At 72.6% G+C, this 25,490-nt stretch carries 6 protein-coding genes; all 6 read right to left on the reverse strand.

Annotation, left to right across the window (positions count from 1 at the left end; genetic code table 11):
* Positions 1-4: 4 nt before the first annotated feature.
* The 6 genes from ACMTAK_RS07920 to ACMTAK_RS07945 all read right to left on the reverse strand — a co-directional run bounded on the left by ACMTAK_RS07920 (position 5) and on the right by ACMTAK_RS07945 (position 25,487).
* Positions 5-4,999 (reverse strand): type I polyketide synthase, encoded by a 4,995-nt coding sequence (locus tag ACMTAK_RS07920; RefSeq protein WP_413805520.1) that lies wholly within the window; start codon positions 4,997-4,999, stop codon positions 5-7.
* Positions 4,999-18,192: a type I polyketide synthase gene (locus ACMTAK_RS07925; RefSeq protein WP_413805521.1), complete on the reverse strand. Its 13,194-nt coding sequence runs from the start codon at positions 18,190-18,192 to the stop codon at positions 4,999-5,001. Before ACMTAK_RS07925 ends, ACMTAK_RS07920 begins: the two co-directional genes overlap by 1 nt.
* Positions 18,193-18,329: 137 nt before the next feature.
* Entirely contained in the window at positions 18,330-19,304 is a 975-nt protein-coding gene (gene rfbB / locus ACMTAK_RS07930; protein ID WP_413805522.1) for a dTDP-glucose 4,6-dehydratase, read from the reverse strand.
* A gap of 13 nt (positions 19,305-19,317) precedes the next feature.
* The gene (gene rfbA / locus ACMTAK_RS07935; protein ID WP_413812822.1) at positions 19,318-20,190 is read right to left on the reverse strand and encodes a glucose-1-phosphate thymidylyltransferase RfbA; all 873 of its coding nucleotides are present in this window, start codon (positions 20,188-20,190) and stop codon (positions 19,318-19,320) included.
* Positions 20,191-20,326: 136 nt separating this feature from the next.
* Positions 20,327-23,203, reverse strand: a complete 2,877-nt coding sequence (locus ACMTAK_RS07940; protein ID WP_413805523.1) for a helix-turn-helix transcriptional regulator — start codon at positions 23,201-23,203, stop codon at positions 20,327-20,329.
* Between the two features lie 565 nt (positions 23,204-23,768).
* Positions 23,769-25,487: a 3-hydroxyacyl-CoA dehydrogenase family protein gene (locus ACMTAK_RS07945; protein WP_413805524.1), complete on the reverse strand. Its 1,719-nt coding sequence runs from the start codon at positions 25,485-25,487 to the stop codon at positions 23,769-23,771.
* Between the last annotated feature and the right edge of the window lie 3 nt (positions 25,488-25,490).

Genomic DNA, 25,490 nt, shown 5'->3' on the forward strand with positions numbered 1-25,490 from the left:
CGGTTCATGGGGCCGTCAGATCCCGGCCCAACAGCTCGAACATCCCGTCGAGCAGCTCGAACATCTCGTCGTCGGTGGCCGATTCGATGTCTTCCAGCTCCAGGGCGGCGAGGGTGGACTGGACGCGGTCGAGCTCGGCGAGCGCGGCGGTGTCCACGGACTCCCCGCCCGACGGCAGGAGTTCGTCCCGCAGCAGCACGGCGAGGTCGTCGGCGGTCGGGTAGTCGAAGACGAGGGTGACCGGCAGCCGCAGCCCGGTGGCGGCGTTCAGCCGGTTGCGCAGATCGACGGCGGTGAGCGAGTCGAAGCCGAGCTCCTTGAAGGCCCGTCCAGTCTCGACCGCGCCCGCGTCGGCGTAGCCGAGGGCCGCGGCCGCCTGCTCGCTCACCAGCTCCACGAGGGCGGTGTGGCGGTCGGCCGGGCTGAGCTCCGCGAGCCGCGTGCGCAGCGCGGCGGCGCCACCGGCCTCCTCCCGCTCCGCCCCGGCCTGATCCTGCCCGGTGCCGCCCGTCTCGGGGAGGTCGGCGAGCAGCGGCAGCGGGCGGGTGGCTGACAGGGCGGGCGCGAAACGGCCCCAGTCGATGTCGGCCGCGACGAGGAAGCCATCGCCCTGCGCGACCGTCTGCCGCAGCAGTTCCAGCGCCCGTGCGCCGTCGATGGGCGGCGCGCCGCGGCGCCGCAACTGGTCCGCCACCTCGCCGTCGATCATTCCGCCGCCCGCCCAGGCGCTCCAGGCCACCGAGGTGGCGGGCAGGCCGTCCGCGCGGCGCAGTTGGGCGAGCGCGTCGAGATACGCGCTGGCCGCCGCGTAGTTGCCCTGCCCGGCGGCGCCCACGGTGCCGGCGATCGAGGAGATCAGGACGAACGCGTCCAGGTCCCGGCCCCGGTCGCGCGTGAGCTCGTGCAGATGGCGCGCGCCCGCCACCTTGGGACGCAGTACGGCCTCGATCCGCTCGGGGGTGAGCGCGTCGATGGTGGCGTCGTCCAGCGCGCCCGCGGCGTGCACCACGGCGGTCAGCGGGTGGTCCGCGCCGTCGCCCACAACCTGGTCCAGCAGATGTGCCAGCGCCTCGCGGTCGGCCACGTCGCACGCGGCGACGGTCACCCGGGCGCCGCGCTCGGCCAGTTCGGCCTCCAGCTCGGCCGCACCCGGGGCCAAGGGCCCGCGACGGCTGACGAGCACCACGTGTTCGGCCCCCTCGTCGACCAGCCCGCGGGCGATCTGGGCGCCGACGCCCCCGGTGCCACCGGTGATCAGGACGGTGCCGCGGGGCTGCCAGCGCTCACCGGAGCGGCTGGTCCCGGCCCGCCTGAGCCGCCGGGCGAGCGTGCCCGAGGCGCGGATGGCCAACTGGTCCTCGCCATCCTGGCCGGTCAAGGCACGGGCGAGGGCCAGGAAGGCGCCCTCGTCGAGCTTGCCGGGCAGATCGATCAGACCACCCCAGCGCTGCGGATGCTCCAGGGCGACCGCGCTGCCCAGGCCCCAGACGAGGGCTTGGGCCGGGGCTTCGAGGCGGTCGGCACCGCGGGTGGAGACGGCCCCGCGGGTGACACACCACAGGGGCGCGTCGACACCCGCCTCGCCCAGCGCCCGCACCAGGTCGAAGGTGGTGGCGAACCCGGTGGGGACGTCGGGGTGTTCCGGGTGCGGAGCCTCGTCGAGAGCGAGCAGGGACACCACGCCACCGGGCGCCCCGGCGTCCCCGAGGGCCTCGGTGATACGGGCGGCGAGCCGGGCGCGGTCGGTGTCGTCCGGGCCGACGCGTACGAGGACGACCTCGACGCCGAGCGCGGCGAGCCCGGCGGTGATGGCCTCGGTGGTGATGGCCTCGGCGGTGGCGGGTCCGGTGAGAGCGGCCGCGGTGGTGGCGGGCTCGGAGGTGGCGGGCTCGGAGGTGGCGGGTCCAGCCCCGACGGCCCCGGTCACGGTGGTCCCGGAGTTGGCGGCCCCGGCCTCAGCGGGGAGCACCACCAGCAGGCGGGCGGGGAGCCTGGCGGTCCGCTCGCCGTCGAGCGGCTGCCAGCCGATGCGGTAGCGCCACGAGTCGAGCATTGCCTGGTCGCTCAGCCGGGACCGCCACGTCGAGAGCAGCGGAAGCACCTCGCTGAGCGGTGTGTCGGCAGCCGCGCCCAGTGTGGCCGTCAGCGCGTCCAGGTCGGCCTTCTCGACCGAGGTCCAGAATTCCGTCTCCGCCGGGCCGGTGGCCGCCTCGGTGACGGGCCCGGTCTGGGGCTCGACCCAGTAGCGGCTGCGCTGGAACGCGTACGTGGGAAGGTCGACGCGCCTCGCTCCCCGCCCCGCGAACAGCCCCCGCCAGTCCACCTCCGCGCCGTGGACGTGGCCCTGGGCGAGCGAGAGCAGCATCCGCTCGGGACCGCCCTCCTCGCGGCGCAGGGTGCCGATGACGGCGGCCGAGCCCTCGGCGGCCTCGACGGTGGCCTCGATGGCGGCGGCCAGCACGGGGTGCGGGCTCACCTCCACGAACAGCCGGTGGCCGCTGGTGAGCAGCGCCCGGGTGGCCGCCTCGAGCCGTACGGTCTCCCGCAGGTTGCGCGCCCAGTAGGCGGCGTCGAGCCCAGCCGTGTCCAGGGGTTCACCGGTGACGGTCGAGTGGAAGACGATCCGCGAGGTGCGGGGGCGGATGGGGGCGAGGATCCGCAGCAGCTCGTCGTGGATCTTCTCCACCTGCGCGGAGTGCGAGGCGTAGTCCACCGGGATCAGCTTCGCCCGTGCGCCCTCGGCCTCGCACTCGGCCAGCAGTTCGCGCAGCGCCTCCGGTTCGCCGGAGACGACCACCGCACCGGGGCCATTGACGGCCGCCACGGAGATACGGCCGTCCCAGGCGGCGATCCGCTCCGACACCTCCTCGACCGGGAGCGACACGGACATCATGCCGCCGTGTCCGGCCAGCCCACGGGCGATGGCCTGCGAGCGCAGCGCCACCACCCGCGCCCCGTCCTCCAACGACAGCCCACCCGCCACCACCGCAGCCGCGATCTCCCCCTGCGAATGCCCCACCACAGCAGCAGGCGCCACCCCACACGACCGCCACACCTCCGCCAACGACACCATCACCGCCCACAACGCCGGCTGCACCACATCCACCCGCTCCAACCCCGGACCCACCCCCCGCAACACCCCGCTCAACGACCAATCCACAAACCCCGACAGCGCCACCTCACACTCCGCCAACCGACCCGCGAACACCGGCGACGAATCCAGCAACTCCACCGCCATCCCCACCCACTGCGACCCCTGCCCCGGAAACACGAACACCGGACGGGCCTCCGGCAACGCCGCGCCCTCGCCGCGCACCACGCCCGCGGACACCCCGCCGGAGGCCAACGCCTCCAGATGGCCCAGCAGTTGGGAGCGGTCCGCGCCCACCGCCGTGGCGCGGTATTCGAAGGCCGACCGTCCGGTGGCGAGTGAGTGGCCGACATCGGCCGGGGACGCCTCGGGGCGCTCGCGCAGATGGGCCAGCAGCCGCTCCGCCTGCGCCCGCAGGGCCGCTTCGCTCCTGCCGGAGAGCACCCAGGGGACGGCGGAGCCACCGAGCGCGGTCCCGTCGAGGGCGGGGGCGCCTTCTTCGTCGTCCTCCCCCTCGGCCGGGGCCTGTTCGAGGATGACATGGGCGTTGGTGCCGCTCACGCCGAACGCGGACACCCCGGCGCGGCGCGGACGGCCACGCTCGGGCCACTCCCGGGCCTCGGTCAGCAGCTCCACCGCGCCGGAGGACCAGTTGACGGCCGGGGACGCCTGCTCGACATGGAGTGTCTTCGGCAGCGTGCGGTGGCGCAGCGCCATCACCGTCTTGATCACGCCGCCGACCCCGGCCGCCGCCTGAGTGTGGCCGATGTTGGACTTGAGCGAGCCGAGCCACAGCGGCTGGCCGGAGGTGCGGCCCTTGCCGTACGTGGCGAGCAGCGCACCCGCCTCGATGGGATCGCCGAGCGCGGTGCCGGTGCCGTGGGCCTCGACGGCGTCGACGTCGTCCACGGTGAGCCCGGCGGCCGTCAGCGCCGCCTCGATGACCCGGCGCTGGGCGGGGCCGTTGGGCGCGGCGAGGCCGTTGCTGGCGCCGTCCTGGTTCATGGCGCTGGAGCGCAGCACGGCGAGGACGGGGTGGCCGTTGCGGCGGGCGTCGGACAGCCGCTCCAGCAGCACCATGCCCGCGCCCTCGCCCCAGCCGGTGCCGTCGGCGCCCGCGGCGAAGGACTTGCAGCGGCCGTTGGCGGCCAGTCCCCGCTGATGGCTGAACTCGACGAAGACACCAGGGGTGGCCATGACCGCCACCCCTCCGGCCAGCGCCAGTGAGCATTCGCCGCGGCGCAGCGCCTGGGCCGCCAGATGCATGGTCACCAGCGAGGACGAGCACGCGGTGTCCAGGGTGATGGCCGGCCCTTCGAGGCCGAGGGTGTAGGAGATCCGGCCGGAGGCCACGCTGGAGACGTTGCCGATGAGCAGATGGCCCTCGACGCTCCGCGGGGCGTACTGCGGGTCCCCGCCGTACTGGAACGAGGCGAGCCCCACATACACCCCGGCCCTGGTGCCCTTCAGCGAGAGCGGGTCGATGCCCGCGCGTTCGATCGCCTCCCATGACACCTCCAGCAGCAGCCGCTGCTGCGGATCCATGGCCAGCGCCTCGCGCGGGGAGATGCCGAAGAAGGCCGGGTCGAACTGGTCGGCTTCGTGGACGAATCCGCCTTCGCGGGTGTTGCAGGTGCCGGACCGGCCCGGGTCGGGGTCGTAGAGGCCCTCGACGTCCCAGCCCCGGTTGGCGGGGAACTCCGAGATCGCGTCCCGGCCCTCGGCCACCAGCCGCCACAGATCCTCCGGCGAGCGGACACCGCCGGGGAAGCGGCAGCCCATCGAGACGATGGCGATCGGCTCCCGCTCGTCTGCCTCGATCCGCTCCAGCCGGTCACGGGCCTGCTTGAGGTCGGAGGAGACCCGCTTGAGGTAGGTGAGGAGTTTCTCTTCGTTCTCGTTCGCCATCAGGAAGCCCCGAATTCGTTGTCGATGAAGTCGAAGACCTCGTCGGCGGTGGCGGAGAGGAGGCCGGTGTCGGGAGACGGCCCGCCGGTGGGTTCCCCGGGCGTGCCGCCCAACTTCGCCATGAGGTCGTTCAGACGCCCCGTCAGCCGCTCCCGCACGCCGTCGTCGGCCATCAGCTCCGGCAGCGCGGACTCCCACCGGTCCAGGTCGTCGAGGAGGGCGCGCGCGTCCGCCGGGCGGGCCGACGGCAGCTCGCCACGGAGGTATTCGGCCAGGGGCACGGGCGCCGGATAGTCGAAGACGAGAGTGGCGGGCAGGTCCAGTCCGGTGACCGCGGCCAGCCGGTTACGCAGTTCGACGGCGGTGAGCGAGTCGAAGCCCAGCTCCTTGAACGGGCGGCCGCCTGCGACCGCGTCGGACGAGGAGTGGCCGAGCACGGCCGCCGCCTGGGCGTGCACCAGGTCCCGCAGCGCCCGGTCCAGGTCATCGCCCGTCAGGCCCGCGAGGCTCGCCAGGAAGGTGTCCGCCACGTCGTCCGGCCCGGCGGTGTCGGGGGCCGCGGTGGTGGCGAGGGCGTCGCGCACCTCCGGCAGCTCGCCGATCAGCGGCCGGGGGCGCGCGGCGGTGAAGCCGGGGACGAAGCGGTCCCAGCGCACATCGGCGAGGACGACGGAGGTCTCGCCGGTGTGCAGCGCCTCGCTCAGCGCGTTCACCGCCAACTCCGGTGCCATCGCGGGCAGTCCACGGCGGCTGAGGTGCTCCGCCACCTCGCCGTGCTCGATCATGCCGTGGTCGGCCCAGGGGCCCCAGGCCACGGAGGTGGCGGGGAGACCGCGTGCCTCGCGGTGCTCGGCGAGGGCGTCCAGGTAGGCGTTGGCGGCCGCGTAGGCGCTCTGCCCGCCGCTCCCCCAGGTGGCGGCGATGGACGAGAAGAGCACGAACGCCTCGAGGTGGTCCTGGTCCAGCAGCGCGTCCAGATGGGCGGCGCCCAGTACCTTGCCGTCGGCCATCTCCGCGAAGTCGGCCACCGTACTGTCGGCGAGCTGCGAGAACTCCACGACGCCCGCGGCGTGGAAGACGGCGTGCACCGGATCGCCCCCGGTGGTGATCCGGCGCAGCAGCGCCGCCACCTCGTCGCGGTCGCGGACGTCGCACGCCGCCACCGTCACCCGGACACCGCCCTCGCCCAGCGCGACCAGTTCGTCGCGCAGTTCGGCTGCTCCGGGCGCCGCCGTGCCACGGCGGCTGGTGAGCACGAGGTGTTCGGCACCGGAGCGGGCCAGCCAGCGGGCCACCTGGGCGCCGAGCCCGCCGGTGCCCCCGGTGATCAGCACGGTGCCATGCGGCTTCCAGCTCTCCCGGCCCGGTGTGCGCAGCGGCGCCCGGACCAGCCGCCGGACGAACGCCCCGGCGTCGCGAAGGGCGAGTTGGTCCTCGGGACCGCTGTCGCCTGCGATGCCGGAGAGCGCGGCGCACAGCCGGTCCGCCGTGCGCTCGTCGAGGTCGCCGGGGAGGTCGATCAGACCGCCCCACCGCTGGGGGTGCTCCAGGGCCACGACCCGGCCGAGGCCCCAGGTGGCGGCCTGCGCGGGGCTGCCGAGCGGATCGGATCCGCTCACCGAGACGGCGCCGGTGGTGGCGAACCACAGCGGGGCGGCGATCCCCGCGTCGCCCAGCGCCTGGATCAGGCCGACGTTGAGCGCCAGACCGGTGGTGAGCGCGGAGTGTTCGGGGTGCGGATCGTCGTCGAGGGCGAGCAGCGAGAGCACACCGGCCGGTGTGCCACCGGTGTCCGCCTCGTGGCGCAGCCGCGCGGCGAGCGCGTCACGGCCGGTCGTGGCCACGGTGAGGGATACGACGCGCGCACCGCGCCGGTCGAGGGCGGCCACCACGGCGGCGACCCGCGCGCGGTCCGCCCGGCCCTCGGGCACGGCCACCCACCAGGTGCCGGACAGCGGCGCCGTACGTTCCTCGACGGCCACCGGGGACCAGGTGACCCGGTAGCGCCAGGAGTCCACGGTGGCGCGGTCGCTCTGGCCCCGGCGCCAGGAAGAGAGCGCGGGCAGCAGCTCACCGAGCCGCGCCTGCTGGTCGATCTCCAGGGTGGTGGTCAGCGCCTCCAGATCCTCACGCTCGACCGCCTCCCAGAAGCGGGCCTCCACGGAGGACGCGCCCGTGGTGGCGGCGACGGTCGGCGTTCCCGGCGTGGCGGGGTCGAACCAGTAGCGCTGCCGCTGGAAGGCGTACGTGGGCAACTCCACCCGATGCGCACCGCGCCCGGCGAACACCGCCTCCCAGTCGACCTCGCCACCGTGGGCATGCACCTGCGCGACACCGGACAACAGCGCCTCGACCTCGTCGCGATCCTTGCGCAGCAGCGGTACGAACGCCGCCGGGCCCGAGACACACTCGCGGCCCATGGCGGAGAGCACACCGGCCGGGCCGAGCTCCACAAAGCGGATGACACCCTGGGCCTCGAGGAACCGTATGCCGTCCCCGAAGCGGACCGCCTGACGCACATGGCGCACCCAGTACTCCGGCGAGCACACCTCCTCACCCGCCAACTCACCCGTGACGTTCGAGACGATCGCGACGCGCGGTGCGACGTAGCCGATCCGGCCCGCCACCTCGGCGAACTCGGCCAGCATCCCCTCCATCAACGGCGAGTGAAACGCATGCGAGACCCTCAGCCGCTTGCTCTTGCCCCCCACCGCCTCCGCCACCGCGAGGACCGCCGACTCCTCACCGGAGATCACGGTCGCCGACGGGCCATTGACCGCGGCGACACTCACCCGATCCTCGTAACCGGCCAGATGCGGCAGCACATCCGCCTCCGGAGCCTTCAGCGACACCATCGCACCGCCCTCCGGCAGCGCCTGCATCAGCCGACCCCGCGCCGCCACCAGCGCACAGCCGTCCTCCAGCGAGAACACCCCCGCCACATGCGCGGCCGCCAACTCCCCCACCGAATGCCCCACCAGGAAGTCCGGCACGAGACCCCAGGACTCCACCAACCGGAACAGCGCCACCTCCAGGGCGAACAACCCGGCCTGAGTGAACACCGTCCGGTCCAGCACCCCGGCGTCCTCGCCGAAGACCACCTCACGCACCGAACCATCCAGATGACGGTCCAACCCGGCACACACCTCGTCGAACGCCGCCGCGAACACCGGAAACACGGCATACAACTCCCGCCCCATGCCGAGACGTTGCGCACCCTGCCCGGTGAACAGGAACGCCGTCCTGCCCTCGTCGTCGGCCACCGCGCCCGGGGTGATGCCCGTGGCGAGCTGCTCCAGTCCGCTCAGCAGCTCCTTCTGGTCGCGGCCGACGACCGCCGCGCGGCGGCCGAAGGCGGACCGGGTCAGCGCCAGCGAGTAGCCCACGTCCACCGGGTCCAGCTCCGGCCGCGCCGCCACATACGACCGCAGCCGCTCCGCCTGGGCGCGCAACGCGCCCTCGGTGCGTCCGGACACCACCCACGGCACCACATCGGTGCGCACCGACGGCTCCGGCTCCGGTTCGGCGGCCGGTTCGGCGGGCGGGGCGGCGGGGGGCTCCTCCAGGATGAGGTGGGCGTTGGTGCCGCTGATGCCGAAGGCGGACACTCCGGCGCGCCGCACCCGCTCGCCCGCGGGCCATTCCCTGGCCTCGGTCAGCAGCTCGACCGCCCCGGCCGTCCAGTCCACATGCGGGGTGGGCTCCTTGACGTGGAGCGTCCTGGGCAGCAGGCCGTGGCGCATCGCCATGACCATCTTGATGACACCGGCGCCGCCGGCCGCGCCCTGGGTGTGGCCGATGTTGGACTTCAACGCGCCCAGCCTCAGCGGCCGTTCGGCCTCCCGGCCCTGGCCGTAGGTGGCGAGGATGGCCTGGGCCTCGATCGGGTCGCCGAGCGTGGTGCCGGTGCCGTGGGCCTCGACGGTGTCCACCTCGGCGGCCGACAGCCCGGCGTTCGCCAGCGCCTGCCGGATCACCCGCTGCTGGGAGGGGCCGTTGGGGGCGGTCAGGCCGTTACTGGCGCCGTCCTGGTTGACGGCCGAGCCGCGTACCAGCGCCAGCACCTCGTGGCCGTATCTCCGGGCGTCGGACAGCCGCTCCAGGAGCACCATGCTGACTCCCTCGCCCCAGCTGGTGCCGTCGGTGTCGGAGGAGAACGCCTTCGACCTGCCGTCGGGGGCGAGCCCGCGCTGCCTGCTGAACTCGATGAAGAGACTCGGCGTCGACATCATCGTCGTGCCACCCGCCAGAGCCATCGAGCATTCGCCCTGGCGCAGCGCCTGCGCCGCCTGGTGGATGGCGACCAGGGACGAGGAGCAGGCGGTGTCGATGGTGAGCGCCGGGCCCTCCCAGCCGAGGGAGTAGGCGATGCGGCCGGAGACCACGCTGGCGGCCTTGCCGGTCAGCAGATACCCCTCCATGTCCTCGGGGATCTCGCCCAGCCGCGAGGCGTAGTCCTGGCCGGTGGAGCCGATGAACACGCCCGCCGTGCTGCCCTTCGTGGAGTGCGGGTCGATCCCGGCGCGCTCCAGCGCCTCCCAGGAGGTCTCCAGCAGCAGCCGCTGCTGCGGGTCCATGGCGAGCGCCTCGCGCGGGGAGATCCCGAAGAACTCGGGGTCGAAGTCGTAGGCGTCGTAGAGGAAGCCGCCTTCCTTGGCGTAACTCCTGCCCGGTGTATCGGGGTTGGGGTCGTAAAGTTCCTCGACGTTCCAGCCGCGGTCGGTCGGGAAGGCCGAGATCACATCGCGGCCGTCCGCCACCAGCTCCCACAGATCCTCGGGGCCGCGGACCCCGCCGGGCAGTCGGCAGCTCATGGCCACGATGGCGATCGGATCGTCGTCGGCGGGGCGGACGGCGGCCACCACGGCCGCCACTTCGGCCTGCTCGCCCAGTGCCTCGCGCCGCAAGTGGTCCACCAGCACGGCGGGGGTCGGGTAGTCGAAGAGGAGGGTGGTCGGCAGCCGCAGCCCGGTGGCGGCGCCCAGCCGGTTGCGCAACTCCACGGCGGTCAGGGAGTCGAAGCCGACCTCCCGGAAGGCGCGGGTGGCCTCGATGTCGTCCGGGGCGGCGAGCCCCAGCACGCCCGCCGAGTGTTCCCGCACCAGGTCCAGCAGGAACGGGTCCCGGTCCGCCGCCGGCAGTGCGGCCAGCCGCCGCCCGAACGAGCTCTCGTCGGTGTCCGCGGCCCCGCCTCCGCCACCGGTCCGTACGACGCGGCGGACCGGCGTCCGGACCAGGCCGCGCAGATAGGCCGGTACGGCGTCCTGGCCGGGGGTGGCGGCGCTCGTGGCGCGCTTGCGCAGATCGGCCAGGTCGAGCCGGACGGGCACGAGCGTGGCGTCGCCCGCCGCCCGCGCCGCGTCGAAGAGCTCCATGCCCTCCGCGCTGGGCAGCGGACGGATGCCGGAACGCGCCATGCGCCGCACATCGGCGTCGTCCAGATGCCCGCTCATGCCGCTGCGCTGCTCCCACAGGCCCCAGGCGAGGGACTGGGCGGCCAGGCCGCGGGCCCCGCGGTGCTGGGCGAGGGAGTCCAGAAAGGCGTTGGCCGCGGCGTAGTTGGCCTGTCCGGCGTTGCCGATGGTGGCGACGACGGAGGAGTAGAGCACGAACGCGGCCAGGTCGTGGTCCGCGGTCAGCTCGTGCAGATTCCATGCGGCGTCCACCTTGGGCCGCAGCACCCGGTCCAGCCGCTCGGGGGTCAGCGCGTCCACCACGCCGTCGTCGAGCACACCCGCCGCGTGGATCACGGCCGTCAGCGGATGCGCGGCGGGTATCGCACCGAGAAGCCCGGCGAGCGCTTCCCGGTCGGCGGCATCGCATGCGGCGACGGTGACGGTGGCCCCCAACTTGGCCAGCCCGGAGCGGAGTTCACTCATACCGTCGGCCGCGGGCCCACGCCGACTGACCAGCAGCAGATGCCGTACGCCGTGCTCGCCCACCAGATGGCGGGCGACGAGCCCCCCGAGGGTCCCGGTGGCGCCGGTGATGAGAACGGTGCCTTCGGGGTCCAGCGGTCGGCGGCTGCCGACGAGCCCGGCGGCCCGGACGGCGACCCCGGTACGCCCGATGGCGGTGGCTCCGATGGCGGCAACCTCGGTGGGCTCGGTGCCCCCGGAGACGGCGGGCTCGGCGGCCCCCGTTCCCCTCGCCACCCGCCCCAGCCGGGGCGCCCGCACCCGGCCCTCGCGGACCGCGCACTGGGGTTCGCCGGAGGCGATCGCGGCCGGGAGGGCGGTCGCCGACTCCGCCTCGGCGTCGAGGTCCACGAGGACGAAGCGGCCGGGGTGTTCCGACTGGGCCGAGCGCACCAGGCCCCATACGGCGCCGTGGGCCACATCCGGGACCTCTTCGCCGGGGGCGGCCGCGACGGCGCCGCGGGTGACGAACACCAGCCGGGAGGAGGCGAGGCGTTCATCGGAGATCCAGCGCTGGATCAGCGCCAGCGCGCGGTGGGTGGCGGCGTGGGCCGCCTCCGCCACATCGCCGTCGCCCTCGGCGACGCACGGCACCAGCACCGCGTCCGGCGCGTCCGCCGTCTCGTCGTAGGGCACCGCCTCCACCGCCGCGGACAGCCCGAGCGGATCGTCACCGAGCGTCGCCCAGGACACCGGAGTCCCGGTCGCGGTGGTGTCCGCGGCGGACACCGCGGGCCACTCCAGGCGGAACAGCGACGGGTGGAGGGCGGAGTGGCCACCGATCGGTTCGGGCGTGGCCACCGCGCGCAGCACCAGCCGGTCCACCGAGGCCACCGGGGCGCCGCTCGGGTCGGCCGCGACGACCGCGTACGTATCCGGACCCGTCGGCGTCAGCCGCACCCTCAGCGCCGTGGCGCCCGTGGCGTGCAGGGCGACACCGCTCCATGCGACCGCCAGCCGCGCTCCGCCGCCGTCGCCGCCGACATCGCCGTCACCGTCGCCCGGGGTTTCCACCGCGTCGAATGCCGACTCCAGCAGCACCGGGTGCAGTCCGTAGCGCCCGGCGTCGGCCTCCTCGGCCTCGGTCAGCCCGACCTCGACGTAGCGGTCCTCACCGAGCCGCCAGGCGGCGACCGCGCCGCCCGCCACCTCCACCGGGACGGCGTCGGCCGGGGGCCACGCGGCGAGGCCGACGTCGGCGGCCTGGGCACCGGTGCCCAGGACCGCCGTGGCGTACCGCGTCCAAGGCTCGTCGGAGTCCGCGCCCTCGGCCCGCGCGTGGACGCTGAGGGCGCGCGAACCCCCGCCGTCCGGGGCGCCGACGCGCACCTGGATCACCGCGGCGCCCTTCTCGGGCAGCACCAGCGGCGCGTCCAGGGACAGTTCCTCGATCCGGTCGCAGCCGACCTGGTCGCCCGCCCGGATCGCCAGTTCGGCGAGTGCGCTGCCGGGGAGCACGGCCGCGTCGGGCCCGGTGCGCTCGGTCAGCCAGGGGTGGTCCTGTGCGGAGATCCGGCCGGTGAACAGGTGGTCGTCCGCGCCCGCCAGCGGGACCGCCGCGCCGAGCAGCGGATGCCCGGCGGCGTCGAGCCCGGCCGCCGCCACATCGCTCGCCGCGACCGGCTTGTCCAGCCAGTACCGCTGCCGCTGGAACGGATACGTCGGCAGTTCCAGGGCGCGCTCACCGCGCCCCGGCGCGCCCCCGAACACCACGTCCCACGCCGGTTCGACACCCTGGACGTACGCCTCGGCGAACGAGCCGGCGAAGCGCTCCGGGTCGCCCTCGTCCCGGCGCAGCGTGCCGACGACGGCCGCGCTTCCGCCCGCGTCCTCGATGGTCTGCTGGAGCGACATGGCGAGCATGGGGTGCGGGGAGCATTCGATGAACGCCGTGTGGCCGTCGGCCAGCAGCGCCCGGGTGGCCCGCTCGAAGTCCACCGGCTCGCGCATGTTCCGGTACCAGTAGTCGGTGTCAAGCTCGGTGGTGTCCAGCGGCCCGCCGGTCACCGTGGAGTAGTACGCGATCCGCGAGGCGCGCGGCCGCACCCCCGCCACTTCGCGCAGCAGCCGCTCGCGCAACCCGTCGACCTGCGGGGAGTGTCCGGCGGTGTCCACGCCCGGCACCCGGCGGGACTTCACCCCGTCGGCGGCGAGCTCGGCCATGAAGGCGTCCAGGGCCTCCGGGTCGCCGGAGACGGTCACGGTGGCGGGGCTGTTGACGGCGGCGATGCCGAGCCGTTCGCTCCACGGCCGCAGCCGCTCCGCGACCGTCCCGGCGGAGGCGAGCACCGAGAGCATGCCGCCCTTGCCGCTCAGCTCGGCCCACGCCTGGCTGCGCCGGGCCACCACCTTGGCGGCGTCCTCCAGGGAGAGCCCTCCGGCCACGTACGCGGCGGCGATCTCGCCCTGCGAATGCCCCACCACCGCGGCCGGTTCGATGCCGTGACTGCGCCACAGCGCCGCCAGCGACACCATCACCGCGAACAGCGCGGGCTGCACCACGTCGATCCGGGACAGCGACGGCGCGCCCGGCTCTCCGCGCAGCACATCGCGCAACGACCAGTCCAGGAACGGCTCCAGGGCGTCGGCGCACTCCTCCAGCCGCTCCGCGAAGACCGGCGAGGCGTCCCACAGCGGGAGTGCCATTCCGATCCACTGCGAGCCCTGCCCGGGGAAGACGAACACGGTCTTCCGCCGCCCGCCCGCCGTGCCCTGGACCACATGGGGCGCCGGGGTGCCCTGCGCGAGCGCGCCGAGACCGTCCAGGAGCCGTTCCCGGTCCCGGCCGACGATCACCGCCCGGTGGCCGAAGGCCGTACGGGTGGTGGCGAGGGCGTGGCCGAGTGCGGCGAGGTCGGTGCCGGGGTGGTCGGACAGGTGGTCCCGCAGCTGCTCGGCCCGGGTGCGCAGGGCCTGTTCGGTGCGCCCGGACAGCACCCAGGGCAGCACGGGCAGCCCCGGGGCCGCCGGGCGCGGCTCGTCGTGGCCGGCGGCCGGTTCGGCCGGGGCCTGCTCCAGGATGGCGTGTGCGTTGGTGCCGCTGATGCCGAAGGACGACACGCCCGCGCGGCGTGGCCGCTCGCGCTCGGGCTCCGGCCACGGCCGGGCCTCGGTCAGCAGCTCCACGGCCCCGGACGACCAGTCGACATGCGGCGAGGGCTCGTGTACGTGCAGGGTCCGTGGCAGTACGCCGTGGCGCAGCGCCATCACCATCTTGATGACCCCGGCCACGCCCGCGGCCGCCTGGGGGTGGCCGACGTTGGACTTCAACGAGCCCAGCCACAGCGGCCGGTCCTCGGCGCGGTCCTGACCGTACGTGGCCAGCAGGGCACCCGCCTCGATGGGGTCGCCGAGCGCGGTGCCGGTGCCATGTGCCTCGACCGCGTCCACATCGGCCGTGCTCAGCCCCGCGTCGGCCAGCGCCTGCCGGATCACCCGCTGCTGGGCCGGGCCGCTCGGGGCGGTGAGGCCGTTGCTCGCGCCGTCCTGGTTGGTGGCGGAGCCACGGACCAGCGCCAGCACCTGGTGGCCGCCTGCCCGCGCGTCCGACAGCCGCTCCAGCAGCACCATGGCCACGCCCTCGCCCCAGCCGGTGCCGTCGGCGTCGGACGAGAACGCCTTGCAGCGGCCATCGGGCGACAGCGCCTTCTGACGGCTCAGCTCCACGAAGATCCCGGGGCTGGACATCACGGTGGCGCCGCCGGCCAGCGCCAGCGAGCACTCGCCCTGGCGCAGCGACCGTACGGCCATGTGCAGGGCCACCAAAGAGGACGAGCAGGCCGTGTCGACGGTGACCGCCGGGCCCTCCAGACCCCAGGTGTAGGCGATCCGGCCGGAGGCGACGCTGGTGGTGCCGCCGGTCAGCAGATAGCCCTCGAACCCTTCCGACGCCTCGTCCATCCGCGGCCCGTAGTCCTGCGGCATGGCCCCGACGAAGACACCGGCGTCGCTGCCCTTGAGCGTGGTGGGGTCGATCCCGGCGCGCTCGAACGCCTCCCACGCGGTCTCCATCAGCAGCCGCTGCTGGGGATCCATCGCCTGGGCCTCGCGGGGGCTGATGCCGAAGAAGGCCGGGTCGAACTGGTCGGCCTCGTGGAGGAATCCGCCCTCGCGCACATAGCTGGTGCCGTGGCGGGCCGGGTCCGGGTCGTAGAGCCCGTCCAGGTCCCAGCCCCGGTTGGCGGGGAAGCCCGCGATGGCGTCCCGGCCCTCGCTGACCAGCTGCCACAGCTGCTCGGGGGTGCGCACCCCGCCGGGGAGGCGGCAGCTCATCGCCACGATGGCGATCGGGTCGTCGTCGCCCGTGGTGGTCCGGGTGGCGGCCGGGCGCGGGACCACGGCCGCCGGGGAGCCCGCCACCGCGTCCCGGAGGTGGTGGGACAGGGCCAGCGGGGTGGGGTGGTCGAAGAGGACGGTCCCGGCGAGCCGTGTTCCGGTGGCGGTGCCGAGGAGGTTGCACAGCTCGACGGACATCAGCGAGTCGAGGCCGAGATCCTTGAAGACCTTCTCGGGGTCGACGGCGTCGGGTCCCGGGGAGCCCAGGACCCAGGCGGTGTGCGTACGGACCAGCTCCAGCGCCACGCGCTCGCGCTCGGCGGCGTCGGTCAGGGCCGCGAACTCCTCACGCCACGAGAGGGGTTCATCGGTGGCGGTGTCCTCGGTGCCGGGGAGGTCGGTGTCCAGCCAGTAGCGCTGCCGCTGGAAGGCGTACGTGGGCAACTCCACCCGATGCGCACCGCGCCCGGCGAACACCGCCTCCCAGTCGACCTCGCCACCGTGGGCATGCACCTGCGCGACACCGGACAACAGCGCCTCGACCTCGTCGCGATCCTTGCGCAGCAGCGGTACGAACGCCGCCGGGCCCGAGACACACTCGCGGCCCATGGCGGAGAGCACACCGGCCGGGCCGAGCTCCACAAAGCGGATGACACCCTGGGCCTCGAGGAACCGTATGCCGTCCCCGAAGCGGACCGCCTGACGCACATGGCGCACCCAGTACTCCGGCGAGCACACCTCCTCACCCGCCAACTCACCCGTGACGTTCGAGACGATCGCGACGCGCGGTGCGACGTAGCCGATCCGGCCCGCCACCTCGGCGAACTCGGCCAGCATCCCCTCCATCAACGGCGAGTGAAACGCATGCGAGACCCTCAGCCGCTTGCTCTTGCCCCCCACCGCCTCCGCCACCGCGAGGACCGCCGACTCCTCACCGGAGATCACGGTCGCCGACGGGCCATTGACCGCGGCGACACTCACCCGATCCTCGTAACCGGCCAGATGCGGCAGCACATCCGCCTCCGGAGCCTTCAGCGACACCATCGCACCGCCCTCCGGCAGCGCCTGCATCAGCCGACCCCGCGCCGCCACCAGCGCACAGCCGTCCTCCAGCGAGAACACCCCCGCCACATGCGCGGCCGCCAACTCCCCCACCGAATGCCCCACCAGGAAGTCCGGCACGAGACCCCAGGACTCCACCAACCGGAACAGCGCCACCTCCAGGGCGAACAACCCGGCCTGAGTGAACACCGTCCGGTCCAGCACCCCGGCGTCCTCGCCGAAGACCACCTCACGCACCGAACCATCCAGATGACGGTCCAGTTCGGCACACACCTCGTCGAACGCCGCCGCGAACACCGGAAACGCTGCGTACAACTCCCGCCCCATGCCGAGACGTTGCGCGCCCTGCCCGGTGAACAGGAACGCCGTACCGCCACTACCCGCCACCGCACCCGGGACCACGCCCGCGGCGAGCTGGTCAAGGCCGTTCAGCAGCTCATCACGGTCGCGGCCGACGACCGCCGCGCGACGGCCGAAGGCGGACCGGGTCAGCGCCAGCGAGTAGCCCACGTCCACCGGGTCCAGCTCCGGCCGCGCCGCCACATACGACCGCAGCCGCCGCGCCTGGGCGCGCAACGCGCCCTCGGTGCGTCCGGACACCACCCACGGCACCGTGTCGAGGGCTGTCGGCGGTTCCTCGGCGGGGTCGTCGGCGGGTGCCTCCTCCAGCACCATGTGCACATTGGTGCCGCCCATGCCGAACGAGCTGACGCCCGCGAGCCGTGGGGCGTCCGCCTCCGGGGCCCAGGCGTCGAGGGTGGTCTGGACCGTGAGACCCAGGGTGTCCAGGGGGATCGCGGGGTTCGGTGTCTCGTGGTTGAGGCTCGGGAACAGCTCGCGGTGGGCGAGCGAGAGCACCGTCTTGATGAGGCCGGTGATTCCGGCCGCGCCTTCGAGGTGGCCCACGTTCGTCTTGGCGGAGCCGACCCGCAGGGGCGTGCCGTCCGCCCGGCCGGCGCCGAGGACCGCGCCCAGCGCCGCGGCCTCGACCGGGTCGCCGACCTTGGTGCCAGTGCCGTGCAGTTCGACGTACTGGACCCGGGCGGGGTCGACCCCGGCGCGCTCGTAGGCGGCGCGCAGCATGGCCTCCTGCCCGTGGACGGCGGGGGTGGTGAGGCTGTCGCCGCCGCCGTCGTTGTTGGCGTCGGAGCCGCGGATCACACACAGCACGGGGTCGCCGTCGCGCAGCGCGTCCGGGAGCCGCTTGAGCACCACGAGGCCGCCGCCCTCGCCGCGCACATAGCCGTTGGCGCGGGCGTCGAAGGTGAAGGAGCGGCCGTCCGGGGAGAGGGCGCCGAACCGGGATGCGGCGATGAAGCCGTCGGGGGCGAGGTTGAGCTGGACGCCGCCCGCGACGGCGGTCCCGGTCTCGCCGCGCCGCAGGCTCTCGCAGGCCAGGTGCACGGCGGCCAGGGAGGAGGACTGCCCGGTGTCCACGGCCACGCTCGGGCCGCGCAGCCCGAGGGCGTAGGAGACCCGGTTGGCGATGATGCCGCGGTTCAGCCCGGTGAGCGTGTGCTGGGTGATGGCGGCCGGTTCGCCGCGGTGCACCAGGGCCGCGTAGTCGTCGGCGATGGCGCCGATGAAGACGCCGGTGCGGCTGCCCCCGAGTCGCGCCGGGACGAGTCCGGCGTTTTCCAGAGCCTCCCAGCACAGTTCCAGCGCGAGCCGCTGCTGAGGGTCCATCGCCCGTGCTTCTCGGGGTGAAATCCCGAAGAACTCCGGATCGAACTCGGCTGCCCTTTCGACGAACCCGCCGAATCGAATACCGGCGTCCCGGAGCTCATCGGCATACCGGTCCGCCGGGATCTGGGTGATGGCGCTCTCTCCATTGCGCAGCAACTGCCGGAACTCATCCGGGGTCGATGCGCCCGGTACGCGGCATGCCATACCGACGACCGCGATGTGCCCGTCACGCACCAGGGAGTTCTCCGACATCACGACCTCAGACTCTTCTCTCAGTTGAGATTCCGACGCGACTGGACTGACCATGATCCGGAAGTCGACGGTATGGGGCGGGAGTCGACTCAACCACCCCTAACCGCATCCACCCCTAACCCCGGGGGTAGGGGTGGTCACGTCTTCTTGAGCGGTTCCCACCAACCGCGGTGTGTCATGTACCACTTGGCGGTTTCCGCGAGGCCGTGCCCGAACGACATCTCCGGGCGGTAGCCGAGTTCCGTGGAGATTTTGGCGATGTCCACCGAGTAACGGCGGTCGTGGCCCTTGCGGTCGGGCACCCGCTCGATCAGGGACCGGTCGGCGCCGAGCAGTTCGAGCAGCCGTTCCGTGAGTTCCAGATTGGTCAGCTCGGTGCCGCCACCGATGTTGTAGACCTCTCCCGGGCGGCCGTTCTCGGCGACCAGGGCGATACCGCGGCAGTGGTCGTCCACATGCAGCCAGTCCCGGACGTTCCCGCCGTCGCCGTAGAGCGGCACCGGTTTGCCGTCCATGAGGTTGGTGACGAAGAGCGGAATGACCTTCTCGGGGTGCTGGTACGGGCCGTAGTTGTTGGAGCAGCGGGTCACACAGACGGGCAGTCCATGGGTGCGGTGGAAGGCCCGGGCCAGCAGGTCGGAGGACGCCTTGGAGGCGGAATACGGGGAGTTGGGTTCGAGGGGTTCCTCCTCGCTCCAGGAGCCGCTTTCGATGGAACCGTAGACCTCGTCCGTGGAGATGTGGACGAACTTTCCGACCTCCGCGTTCGCGGCGGCGTTGAGGAGGGTGTGGGTGCCCAGGACATTGGTGCGCACGAATTCCTCGGCGCCGGATATCGAGCGGTCGACATGTGATTCCGCGGCGAAGTGGACCACCAGATCGGTGTCCCGCAGCAGCTCGCCGACGAGTTCGCCGTCGCAGATGTCACCGCGCACGAAGCGCAGCCGGGGGCTGTCGGCGACCTCGGCCAGGTTGGCCTCGTTGCCCGCGTAGGTGAGCTTGTCGACCACCATGACCTGGGCGTCCGCCCAGGCCGGGTACGCCCCCGTCAAGGTCTGCCGGACGAAGTGGGAGCCGATGAAGCCCGCACCGCCGGTCACAACTATGCGCACTGGAGACAACCCTTCAGCGGTTATTGGCCGCGATATCCATCAGATATTGTCCGTAGTCCGTCTTGCTGAGCTCCGCACCGAGCTCATAGCAGGCGGCGGCGCCGATGAACCCCATGCGGAAGGCTATCTCCTCGAGACAGGCGATCCGCACGCCCTGGCGCTGTTCCAAAAGCTGCACATACTGGCCCGCCTGGAGCAGCGAGTCATGGGTTCCGGTGTCCAGCCAGGCGAATCCGCGGCCGAGCCCCACCAGTCTGGCCTTTCCGCGTTCCAGATAGACGCGGTTGACGTCGGTGATCTCCAGTTCGCCGCGCGCGGAGGGCCGTACGTTCTTGGCGATGTCCACGACGTCGTTGTCGTAGAGATACAGACCGGTGATGGCCAGATTGGATCTGGGGACGGCCGGCTTCTCCTCCAGGGAAATCAGCCGACCCTGCTCATCCATTTCCCCGACGCCGTAGCGCTCGGGGTCCTTGACTCCGTAGCCGAAGAGCACACAGCCGTCGACATGGCTTGCCTCATGGTGCAGCATCTTCGAAAACCCGGGCCCGTGGAAGATATTGTCGCCGAGGACCAGCGCCACCTGGTCGTCGCCGATGAACTCGGCTCCGATGATGAATGCCTCGGCGATTCCATTGGCCTCGGGCTGCTCGGCGTACTCGATCGAAAGACCCAGTCGGCCGCCGTCGCCGAGAAGCGCGCGGAACAGCTCCACATGGAGCGGGGTCGAGATGATCTGGATTTCCCTGACACCGCCGAGCATGAGCACCGACAGCGGGTAATAGATCATCGGCTTGTTGTAGACGGGAAGGATCTGCTTCGACACCGCATGTGTCAAAGGATGCAGTCGGGTACCGCTTCCTCCGGCGAGGACTATTCCCTTCATGCGGCCAGAAGCTATCAACGCGGTCAGCCCGCGCTCCAGGTCTGCCGCCGCGATAGGGGGGTAATCAGGGGTGGGCATGGAACAGGGGTGGCCGCATGCGGCCACCCCTTCCACGGGACATCGCCCCCGTCATCGCTCAGGCGATTTCGTCCACCTGGGCCCGGAGCGCGGTCGGCAGCTGCTGCCGACTCCTGATATTCAGCTTGCGGTACACCCGCGTCAAATGCTGTTCCACCGTGCTGATGGTGATGAACAGGCTGGCGGCTATTTCCCGGTTCGTATAACCGTCCACCGCCAGGGCGGCCACCCGGGCCTCGGATTCACTGAGCTTGGTGCCCAGGGACGGCGGCACCGCCGGTTTCGGGCCGAGCGGTCCGGACACCGGCCGCACCACCGGCCGTGGATCGCGGGCCTCCAGACCGGAGTCGAGGCGGATCCGGGCGCACAGCTCCTCGGCGCCGCACTCCTTGGCCATCCGCCAGGCCCGGCCCATGATGGCGTCGGCCCGCCCCAGCTCCCCGGATCCGCGCAGCGTACGTCCCAGATCGTCCAGCGCCCGGGCCAGCTCCAGGCGGTCGCCTGAGCACTGCAGCTCCTCGACGGCCTGGCCGAGCAGCCGGGACCGGTTCTCGATGTCTCCCGCCGCGGCAAGTAACCGCAGGGAGACACCGCGGACCCGGGAGTCCCCCGCGCCGTTCCTGGCCAGCTGCTCGGAGACCAGGTTGGCGGCCTTCTCCCGGTCGCCGAGCTCCAGCCATGCCTCGGCGGCGTCCGACCGCCAGGGCAGCAGCGCCGGCTGGTCGAGCTCCCACAGCTGGGCGAGCCGGCCGGCCATCAGGAATTCGCCGAGCGCCGCGTTGATGCGGTTGGTGGCCAGGTAGTAGCGGCCACGGGCACGGGTGTAGCCCAGTCCGTAGATGCTCTTGAACAGCGCCTCGGGGACCGGGCGGCTCAGATGCCGCGCCGCCGCGTCGTGCTTGCCCATCTCCGTGTACGCCAGGATCTGGCTGGCCAGGGGGCCGCCGATGAAGACGCTTCCGTCGCGGCCGGGCACTATCTCCAGGGCGGTGGTCGCATAGGCCGCCGACTCCACGAGATTGCCCTGCCGCAGGGCGATTTCGGCGCGGATCGAGGCGAAGATGGCCCGCCAGCCCGGCGCCCGGCGCCGCTCGGCCTCCTCCATCAGCGCGTCGCACCACGGCGCCGCCTTGTCCGGGCGGCCCGCGTACACCAGCGCGTTCACCGAGTTGACGATGGGCTCGAAGGTGGCGTCGGTGAGCGGCGAGACCTCGAGCACCTTCTCCGCCGCGGCCACCGGCGACTCCTCACTCCCCCCGCGCCCGAAGAAGCCGCTGAACGCCGCGGTGATCGTCGACAGCGAGGAGGGCCTGCGGGATCGGAGCTGCGTACGGGAAGCGCCGCCGTCCTCGCCGTGGCGCGCCGCCGCTCCGGGGGCCCGGTCCTGCGCGCCGGACTCCTGGGCCCAGCGGGCGGTCAGCCGGAACTGGGACATCGAGGTGGGTCCCGCGTTGCTCATGACGGCGTTGAGCCGGCCGATCGCGCCGCGCGCCTCCTCGATCCGGCCGTGGGCGAGCAACAGCTCGATCAGCCGCCCGATATGGGAGGCGGGCAGCCGGTCGGCGCACAGCGCGGCCAGCGGCTCCTCCAGCATCCGCTCGGACGCCGAGGGGTTGAGCCGCCACATGATCCCGGCGGTGCCGATCCTGATCCCGGCCTGCAGCTCCTCGTCCGCGCAGGCCGCGTACGCCAGCTCCAGGCAGGCCACCGCCAGTTTGGCGTCGTCCTCGGCGAGCGCCTGTTGCGCGGCGTCCCGCAGCAGCGGCACCGCCCAGGGCTCGTCGGCGGCCTGGGCGGCGAGCAGATGGCGGGCCACGGCGAGAGTCGCCCCACCGCCCTGGTGCAGCAGGACGGCGGCGCGCCGGTTCATGTCCAGCCGGACCTCGGGGTCCATGTCCTCCAGCACCGCGGCCTCGACATACGGGTGGCGGAAGGCGAGACCGTCGACGAGGCCCGCCGCGTCCAGCGCGGCGACTCCGCGCCGGGTTCCGGCGGGGCCGATGCGCAGCAGCCGGCCGAGGAGTTCGAGGGAGGCGGACGCCCCGAGCACCGCGATGCCCTCGGCCAGCCGGGAGACGGTGCGCCCGCTGCGGTAGACACAGGTGAGCACGGCCTGCACAAACATGTCGCCCACCACGGGCTCCACTGCGCGGCTGCGCCGTGGGGGCGCCCCCGCGGTGCGGTAATCGTCTATCACCGCGCGTAGCAACAACGGATTACCGCCGCTTACCTCATACCAGGTGTAGGCGACATCGATGGAATCCGGAAGTCCGAGACGAGTGGTGAGCAGATGTGCCGTCTCATCCCAGGACAGCCGCTCCAGCCGCAGCCGCTGGAAATTGGGCTGGCGGAGCAGTTCGGTATTGAAGACGGCGTCTTGTCGTTCGCTGTCCGTCGCCTGTGCGAACACCATGAGGAGTTTGGCGGAGCGCGAACGGGTCGCCAGGTACAGCAGGTACTGAAGTGACGCCGCGTCGACGAGCTGGAGTTCGTCGACGCAGATCACCACCGGTTCGCGGGAGGCGAGTTCATGGAGTGCGGCGCGGAACTCCCGGGCTCCCTGGACATGGGTGGGGTTCGCGCCGGTGGGGTCGCCACCAGGGGTTTCCCGGGGCGGTGCGGCGTCGAGGGCGCCGTGGTCGAGTGCCCGGCGCAGATGGTCGGCGGTCGCCTTGGGCAGCCGGGGCGAGTCCAGGAGCTGCCGCAGGGTGCCGAGCGTGGCCCGGTCGGCCGAGCTCCCGTATGCCTTGAGGACGAGGGCTCCGGCCTTCGCCGCATGGGCCGTGACGGCTTCGAGCGTATGGGTCTTGCCACAACCGACCGCGCCCTCGACAAGTACGATGCCCGCCTCCCCGGACAGACATCTGGAAAACGCTCGCCGAAGTCTCTCGAATTGCGCGTCGAATTGTCTGGCTCTGGTCGATGAAAACACCATTGCTCGCACCCCCGAATGCGACGCGAAGCACTGCTCACGGCAGTCCGAACGCCTTCCAGCAAGCTATACGCCCACCAGTTGCGCCACCATCGCCGCACGTAAAATCATCGTTAACGAACTACTAATTCTGAGCGGGCTGCCGACGATCGACAAAAGCGATGTGAGCGGGACGCCCCTATGTGGGGCAGCACGTTGAAGCCGAAGTACACCGACACCCTGACAACCTGCGCCACCCCCCGTTCACGTGGGCATTTGTTCGGAAGGGCCAGCATACACGAGACCCCCTAGCCATACCCGGGGTAATCCATGACATCCTTGCCCGCGACACCAAGTGGTCATCGACAGGGGCGCGCCGGGATCTGTTTCGAACATTTATTTGCCCGTTTTGATCGCTAATGCGATTCTTATGTCTGTTGCCCTCGGTAACCGCAAGCGATTCGCCAAGAATTCTCCTGCCATAAAGCGGACAGCGAGATGCCCACGCCTATTCCCGTACCGATGAATTCCGAGGCCACCCACCGGCCGTTGGACTATTCCAATGTCATCTGCATCCGCACACCCATTGTCATCGCTCGTGGCGGTGCAGCCCCCTCCCGCCCTTGCGGCCCAGGTGCCCCGCCTCGACCAGCCGCCGGAGATGACGGGCCGGGGTCAGGGCCGGATCCCGGAAGGTGCCGTGCAGAGTGCGCTGGATGGCGAGGGACACATCCAGGCCGATCACATCCAGCAGCCGCAGCGGGCCCATCGGATAGCCCTGCCCGGCCGCCATCACCGTGTCGATGTCATCGGCGGTGGCCCAGCCCTCCTCGAGCATCGTCACCGCGCTGTTCAGATAGGGGAAGAGCAGGGCGTTGACGATGAAGCCCGCCCGGTCCGGGCAGTCCACCGCGCGCTTGCCGAGCGCCGCGGCCACCGCGTGCGCCGTGCCGAGCGCCTCCTTGGAGGTCAGCACGGTGTGCACCACCTCGACCAGCCGCATCACCGGGGCGGGGTTGAAGAAGTGCATCCCGATGACGTCCTCGGGCCGCCGCGTCGCCATCGCGCACTCGATCACGGGCAGGCTGGAGGTGGAGGTGGCGAGCACCGCGCCCGGTGCGCACATCCGGTCCAGATCGGCGAAGACGGCCCGCTTGACGTCGATGTCCTCCGCCACGGCCTCGACCACCAGATCACAGGCGCCGAGCGCCTGGAGTTCACCGCCCGCGGTCAGCCGGTCCATCGCCTCGGTGAGCAGTTCGGGCGCCAGCTTGCCGCGCCGCACCCCGCGCTCCAGCGAGCGCTCCACGGCGGCCGTGGCCTCCTTCGCGCGCATCTCGCTGCGGGCCACCAGCACAGTCGGATAGCCGGAGCGCGCGCACACCTCCGCGATCCCTACGGCCATCGTGCCCGAGCCCACCACCCCGATCCGCCGCACCGCACGGGCCGGTACGGGCTCGCCCAGACCGTCCGTCTCCCCGCCCCGCGCCGCGCCGCCCGCCCCGTACTCGTAGAAGCCGCGGCCCACCTTCACCCCGAGCAGACCGGCGGTCACCATATGGGCCAGGGTGGGCGCGGGCGCGTACCGCGGATCGCCGGTGCGCTCGTACAGCGCTTCCAGGGAGTCCCGCGCGGTGTCCAGGCCCATGGCGTCCAGCTGGGCCAGCGGCCCCATCGGCAGCCCGCAGCCCAGGGTCATGGCGGTGTCGATGCTGTCGCGCGAGGCGTAGCGCCGCTCGTACATGGCCACCGCGTTGTTGAGGTACGCCATGGTGAGCGCGCCCCCGACGAAGCCCGGCCGGTCGGCCACCCGCACCGGGATCCGGCCCAGGTCGCGGACCAGCTCCCGGACGTCGGCCAGGACCGCGTCCGCGGTGAGCGGGGTGCCCACCACCTCCACCGCCTGCTGCTCGCGGTCGGGGCCCAGCGGGAAGAGGTGCAGGCCCACCGTGCGGTCGGTCCGTCCGGAGCCGACGGCGATCTCGGTCACCGGCAGCCCGGTGGTCGTGGTGGCGAACACCGTCTCCGGCGGGCAGTCGGCATGGGCGCGGACGAGCAGCCCGCGCTTCGTCTCCAGCCGTTCGGGGACCGCCTCGACCACCAGATCGGCCCGGGCGGCCGCCGCCGGGTCGGTGGTGAACTCGACGGCGGATTCCGGCGCGGCCACCCCCGCCCGGCCGCGCCGCAGGGCCGGTTCGTCCCGCTCCACGGCGATCACCCGCCGACCGCCGCGGACCAGGGCGTCCACGAGGTGGCGGCCGGTGGTGCCGAGCCCGAACACCGCGACGGTGGGGAAGCACTGTGCCATGCC

It is taken from the genome of Streptomyces lacaronensis (assembly GCF_047337785.1).
GTDB classification, from domain to species: Bacteria; Actinomycetota; Actinomycetes; order Streptomycetales; family Streptomycetaceae; genus Streptomyces; species Streptomyces lycopersici.

Excerpts from the sequence above, each read along its gene's own strand:
- ACMTAK_RS07945 (WP_413805524.1), bottom strand. The coding sequence starts at position 25,487 with ATGGCACAGTGCTTCCCCACCGTCGCGGTGTTCGGGCTCGGCACCACC.
- ACMTAK_RS07940 (WP_413805523.1), bottom strand. The coding sequence starts at position 23,203 with ATGGTGTTTTCATCGACCAGAGCCAGACAATTCGACGCGCAATTCGAG.
- ACMTAK_RS07920 (WP_413805520.1), bottom strand. The coding sequence starts at position 4,999 with ATGGCGAACGAGAACGAAGAGAAACTCCTCACCTACCTCAAGCGGGTC.
- rfbA (WP_413812822.1), bottom strand. The coding sequence starts at position 20,190 with ATGAAGGGAATAGTCCTCGCCGGAGGAAGCGGTACCCGACTGCATCCT.
- ACMTAK_RS07925 (WP_413805521.1), bottom strand. The coding sequence starts at position 18,192 with ATGTCGGAGAACTCCCTGGTGCGTGACGGGCACATCGCGGTCGTCGGT.